This window comes from Actinomycetota bacterium, assembly GCA_030776725.1.
Classification (GTDB): Bacteria; Actinomycetota; Nitriliruptoria; order Nitriliruptorales; family JAHWKO01; genus JAHWKW01.
The window spans coordinates 1-4,968 of sequence record JALYHG010000277.1 but is presented as its reverse complement, the minus strand read 5'-3'; the positions used below and the strand labels follow the sequence as shown (position 1 = coordinate 4,968).

Below are 4,968 nucleotides of genomic sequence, written 5' to 3'. Positions count from 1 at the left end.
CGCCAGCAGCGCGCCGCGTGACGCTTCGGTGCGGGTGCCCAGCGCCGCGGCGGTGTCGTCGCCGAGCTGGAGGATGCGGAGGCGTGGCATGAGCGCCAGGGCGGCGGGCAGCAGCACGGCGAGCGCGGCGGCGATCCAGGTGACGTCCTGCCAGTCCGCGCCGTACAGGGTGCCGGTCATCCACACGATCGCGCTGCTGATGAACTCGATGGGGTAGCGGACGATGACCAGCGTGGTGAGCGCGATCAGCAGCGCGTTGACGCCGATGCCGACCAGCACGAGACGGTTGCCGCTGATGCCCTTGCGCCAGGTGAGCCCGTACACGGCGAAGGCGGCCGCGACCGCCCCGGCGAGAGCAGCGGCGGGCACCACGGTCGTCGACCGGAAGACGACGATGGCGGTGACCGCCGCGAGGCTCGCCCCGGCCATCACCCCGATGACGTCCGGGGCGACCAGGGGGTTGCGGACCAGCCCATGGAAGATCGCTCCCGAGGCGGCCAAGGCCAGCCCGGCGCCGATCGCGGTGAGGACCCGCGGCAGCCGCAGGGTGCGCACGATGAACGCCTCACCGCCGTCGCCGCCGGCGAACACGACCGCGGCCACGCGGCGTGACGAGATCGGGAAGTCCCCGAGCGTCATCGCCCAGACCGCCAGGCCGACCACCAGCGCCGCCACCAGCAGCAGCAGGACGCAGGTGCGCACGCTCACGCGGCTCGACCATCCGGTCACCCGGACCGGCCGGCGCCCCGGGACCCGCGCCGTGGGCATCGTGCTCATAGCTCGCCCAACCGCCGGCTGCGCACCAGATGCACCAGGACAGGCGCGCCTACGATCGCGGTGACGATCCCCACCTGGACCTCCGACGGACGCGCGACGATCCGGCCGACCACGTCCGCGCCGAGCAGCAGGACGGGCCCCGCGACCGCTGACAGCGGGAGCAGCCAGCGGTGGTCCGGCCCGACGACGGTGCGCAGCGCGTGTGGCACGGCCAGACCCACGAACCCGATCGGACCGGCTACGGCCACCGCCGAGCCGGCCAGCAGCACCACCGTCGCCGCGGCCGCGGCGCGGACAAGGACGACGTTCTGTCCCAGCCCGGCGGCGACGTCCTCACCGAGCGCGATCGTGTTCAGCGATCGGGCCATCCCCAGACCCACCAGCAGCCCGACCGCCAGGAACGGGGCCACCTGTACGAACACCGACAGCTCCCGACCGGCCAGCGACCCCGCCAGCCAGAACCGCACCTCGTCCAGGCTGCGCTGGTCGAGGACCAGTACCGTCGAGATCCACGCGCCCAGGAGCGCGGTCAACACCGCTCCGGCGAGCGCCAGCTTGACCGGCGTCGCACCGGACGGTCCCACCGACCCGATCAGGTAGACGAGCACCGCCGCGCCCAGCGCCCCGGCGAACGCGAACCACAGGTACGCCGCCGCCGTGATGCCCGCCACGAACACCGCCGTGACCACAGCGAACGCCGCGCCGGCGTTGACCCCCAGGATCGCCGGGGACGCGAGCGCGTTGCGGGTCACGGCCTGCATCACCACCCCGGCCACCGCCAGCGCGCCACCCACCCCCAGCCCGATGATCGTGCGAGGCAGCCGCAGCGAACGCACGATCAGGTGGGCGTTCGACCCGTCGAAGTCGAGGAACGCGCCAACCACCTGCCCGGTGGTCAGCGACACCGACCCGACCCGCAGGCTCAGCAGCACACCGCGACCAGTGCGACCAGGCCGGCGACGAGCGCCCCCGACCGCACGACCGCCCGCGGGCTCGCATGCCGGAACCCCGCCGTCGCAACCTCGCTCATCGAGCGTCCACGAACAGGTCGAACAGGTCGTCGAGGATGCGCTCGGCGGCCTGCACCGACCCGCAGCTGAACCACCAGCGCGGGTCGGTCTCGTAGACACGCTCCTGCCGAACCGCCTCGAGTTGGCCCCAGAGCGGGTTGCTCTGGATGCGTCGGGTCTCGGCCGCGGCCGCCGCCGGACCGGTTGCCGCGCTGCCCACGAAGTAGAAGAGGACGTCGGCGTCGACCTCGGGCAGCCGCTCGATGCTGATCTGCATGCGGTGCTGGTCCGGATCTTCGCTCGGGTGGCCGGGGGGACGATCGAACCCGACCTCGTCGAGGACGTCCCGGGCGCAGCTGTCCGTGTAGAGGTTGATGTCGTCCTGGTCGCGGAAGTTGACCAGCGAGGCGGTCACCCCCTCGACGTCGGAGGGGGAGCGGAACTGCTCGATCCGCTGCTCGTAGTCCTCGAGGGCGCGTTCCATCCGGCCCTCAGCCCCCAGGACGCGACCGGCCTCGCGCACGGTCACCTTCCAGTCGCGGTCGAGGAACGTCGCCAAGCCCACGGTGGGCGCGATCTCTCTCAACCGGTCGTAGGACTCCTCGACGAACAGCGTGTTACCGAGAATCAGGTCCGGGGCCAGCGCGGCAATCCGCTCGATGTCCAGCTCGCCGAACCACCCGATGTTCGATGCCCCGCGTCTGCTTGTCGTCGAGGAACACCGGGAACGGCTCGCCGAAGCGCAGGTAGGCGGTGCCCACCACGTTGGCGTCGGCCAGCAGGGCCGTCGGCAGGGACACGTAGGGGTCCAGCGCGACAACCCGTTCCGGTCGAGCGGGCACCTCGGCGGTCCCGAAGGCGTGCTCGATGGTGCGGGGGCCCACGTCGCCGGCGTGCGCCGGCGGTGGGCTGGGCCCGGCCCGTTCCTCGGCGGTGTCCGGAGGGCTCGCACACGCCGTCGCGGCCATTGCCGCAGCGACCATCCATACCACGCCCTGGAGGCGCCGGTGTCCCGCGTTCACGATCGCCCCGATCCCGATCGATCTCCAGGCGTCCTGCCATGCAGCAACCGCTGGAGCGTGTCGGCCCACGGGTCGCGGACGGCCGGCACGACTGCCGTCGTGAAGCGGCCGGACAGCAGCAGCATTGCCGCGTCGAGCAGCTCCAGGTCGAGTTCGACCGATCCCTGGGCGGTCGCGATCCGCAGCCAGCAGGCCGGGTCCGGATCCGGTCGGATGAGCACGCACAGCGGCCACGCCCCACCCGCGCGGAGCGACCGCCGCAGGAGGTCGACGTGCACCTCGGCGCGGTAGTGGCAGCCCCGCTCATGGCCATGCAGGGCGCCCAGGTGGCCCAAGGCGTACCACGCACCGCGGTCCAGTGGCACCGTGACCGACAGATCGTGGCCGTCCACCTCCACGAGGACGAGCAGCGCCTGCTCCTCGCGTGGATGCTCACCACTCGGCAGGGAGGCAACGTCGTGCGCCGGTCGCCGGTCGACTGGGGGCCGGTCACGAGCCGTCGTCTCCGGTCAGGGCGTCACGGGCGCCGCCCGCCCCGAGGAAGTGACGCTCGAGGTCGTCGAGCATCGCGTTGGCAGCCAGGATGCCCCCGCCGAGGTTCCAGTGCTCCTCGTTCACGGGGAACACCGCCCCGTTGCGGACCGCTTCGAGCTTCCCCCACAGCGGGTGGGAGGTCCACTCCTCCTCCAACTCCAGCGCGTCGTCGCCTCGCCAGTCCGACACCATCACGAAGATCACCTCGGCGTCCATGTCGGGGATGCGCTCTTGGCATGATCGCCACCAGCTGGTCGGAGGTCTCCCAGTCGTCGACCCGCTGCGCCGGGGGCCGTTGCAGCCCCGCGTCGCGCAGCACCGATCCGGGGAAGCCGGTCAGGTAGATGCGGACCTCGTCGGGCATGAACCGGATCATCGACACGTCGGTGTCGGCCAGCTCCCCCAGCTCGCGTTTGAACGCGGCGGTCCGCTCCTCCCACGCGAGCAGGACCCGCTCGCCCTCCTCCTGCCGGCACAGGGCCTTCGCCCACAGCGACACGTTGTCCTTCCAGCTACGCCCGATCGTCTCGGCGAACACCGTCGGGGCGATGGCGGACAGCTGCTCGTACACCGCCTCGGGGCGCAGCTTCGAACCCAGGAGCAGATCGGGATCCAGCGCCGCGATCGCCTCCACGTCGGGCTCGAGCTCGCTGCCGACCACCTCAGCGTCGTGCACCTCGTCGGGCAGGTAGCCGTAGAACTCCTCGGTCCACGGCTCCACCACCCCGACCGGTATCACCCCCAGCACGAGCGTGGAGTCGGTCTGGCCCTGACCCAGGGTGACGACCCGCTCCGGGGTGCACGGCACCTCAGTCGACCCCATCGCGTGCTCCACGGTGACGCTCGTCGGCTCCTCGGCCGCCGTCCCACGGTCGGTGGCCGTTCCGGTACGGTCCGCTCCTCCGGCGACATCCTCGACAGTTCCCGACCCTCCGCAGGCAACGGCGGTGAGCGCGAGGGCGAACACAGCGGCAGTGATGGGCGAGCGCACGGAGACCTCCAAGTTAAGGTAAGGAGAACCTAAGTAAAGGGAGCCTTATCTATGGAGCGCCGTCAAATCGGTCCCCGACCTCCGATGGTGACGGCATGCCCTCCTTGGCGACCGCGCTACAACGTGGCTCGAGCCAGGAGGATCAGGTGGGTGAGGACGAACCGCGCGGCAACCGGCCGATGCGCAAGAACCGGTGGTAGGCGTCATGCGCGCGACGGTGGTCGGGGTCGATCACGGGGATGATTCGAGTGATGGTGCGCCGTCCGGGCGTCAGCACCCAGCCGGTGAGCAGGTCGGTGACGTCGTGCATCAGTCGGCCCTCGACTGCGCCGTCGCCGAGCGTCCCGCCGTGGCCTCCAGGTCGAGGTCGAGGCTGGCGATGGTGGTGAGCGCGTCACGCCACTCGAGACCTTCCAACCAGCTTGGCAGGCGGTCCACCAGCATCTCCGTGCCGGCGCGCGGGTCTTCCACGACCTCGGGATCGCCGATGGTGGCGTCACCGGCGAGGGCGGCGAGCTGCAGCGACTGCACGGCCTCGTCTGCCCGCTGCAGCCACCGTGCCCGCGCGTCGCCGCCGTCCGGGTGGTCACCTTGAATCCGAGCCGGAGGTAGGTCAGGTCCCGGGCGCGGGCGT

General features: G+C 71.5%; 8 protein-coding genes. All 8 read right to left on the bottom strand.

Annotated elements, in window-relative coordinates; translation table 11 throughout:
• Positions 1 to 708, bottom strand: a 708-nt coding sequence (locus M3N57_13285; protein MDP9023642.1) for an iron ABC transporter permease, incomplete at its 3' end; no start/stop codon positions are given.
• A 65-nt stretch (positions 709 to 773) separates the two neighbouring features.
• The gene (locus M3N57_13280) at positions 774 to 1,709 is read right to left on the bottom strand and encodes an iron ABC transporter permease (GenBank protein ID MDP9023641.1); all 936 of its coding nucleotides are present in this window, start codon (positions 1,707 to 1,709) and stop codon (positions 774 to 776) included.
• 94 nt (positions 1,710 to 1,803) lie between these two features.
• On the bottom strand, positions 1,804 to 2,415 hold the full coding sequence (locus tag M3N57_13275; protein ID MDP9023640.1) for an ABC transporter substrate-binding protein: 612 nt from the start codon (positions 2,413 to 2,415) through the stop codon (positions 1,804 to 1,806).
• A complete protein-coding gene (locus tag M3N57_13270) occupies positions 2,405 to 2,770 on the bottom strand; it encodes a hypothetical protein (protein MDP9023639.1) in 366 nt (121 codons plus the stop codon). The genes M3N57_13275 and M3N57_13270 overlap by 11 nt, the downstream gene beginning before the upstream one ends.
• Before the next feature lie 35 nt (positions 2,771 to 2,805).
• The gene (locus M3N57_13265) at positions 2,806 to 3,201 is read right to left on the bottom strand and encodes a hypothetical protein (protein ID MDP9023638.1); all 396 of its coding nucleotides are present in this window, start codon (positions 3,199 to 3,201) and stop codon (positions 2,806 to 2,808) included.
• 125 nt (positions 3,202 to 3,326) lie between these two features.
• Complete coding sequence (locus M3N57_13260; protein MDP9023637.1) at positions 3,327 to 4,166, bottom strand: iron-siderophore ABC transporter substrate-binding protein; 840 nt, start codon at positions 4,164 to 4,166, stop codon at positions 3,327 to 3,329.
• 310 nt (positions 4,167 to 4,476) lie between these two features.
• Positions 4,477 to 4,644: a hypothetical protein gene (locus M3N57_13255; protein ID MDP9023636.1), complete on the bottom strand. Its 168-nt coding sequence runs from the start codon at positions 4,642 to 4,644 to the stop codon at positions 4,477 to 4,479.
• Positions 4,644 to 4,968 (bottom strand): hypothetical protein (locus M3N57_13250; GenBank protein ID MDP9023635.1); only part of this gene is annotated, 325 nt, incomplete at its 5' end. The genes M3N57_13255 and M3N57_13250, both read right to left, overlap by 1 nt.

What these genes read in the sequence shown, in the direction of transcription:
- M3N57_13270 (MDP9023639.1), bottom strand. Translation starts at nt 2,770, where the DNA reads ATGGTCGCTGCGGCAATGGCCGCGACGGCGTGTGCGAGCCCTCCGGAC.
- M3N57_13260 (MDP9023637.1), bottom strand. Translation starts at nt 4,166, where the DNA reads ATGGGGTCGACTGAGGTGCCGTGCACCCCGGAGCGGGTCGTCACCCTG.
- M3N57_13255 (MDP9023636.1), bottom strand. Translation starts at nt 4,644, where the DNA reads ATGCACGACGTCACCGACCTGCTCACCGGCTGGGTGCTGACGCCCGGA.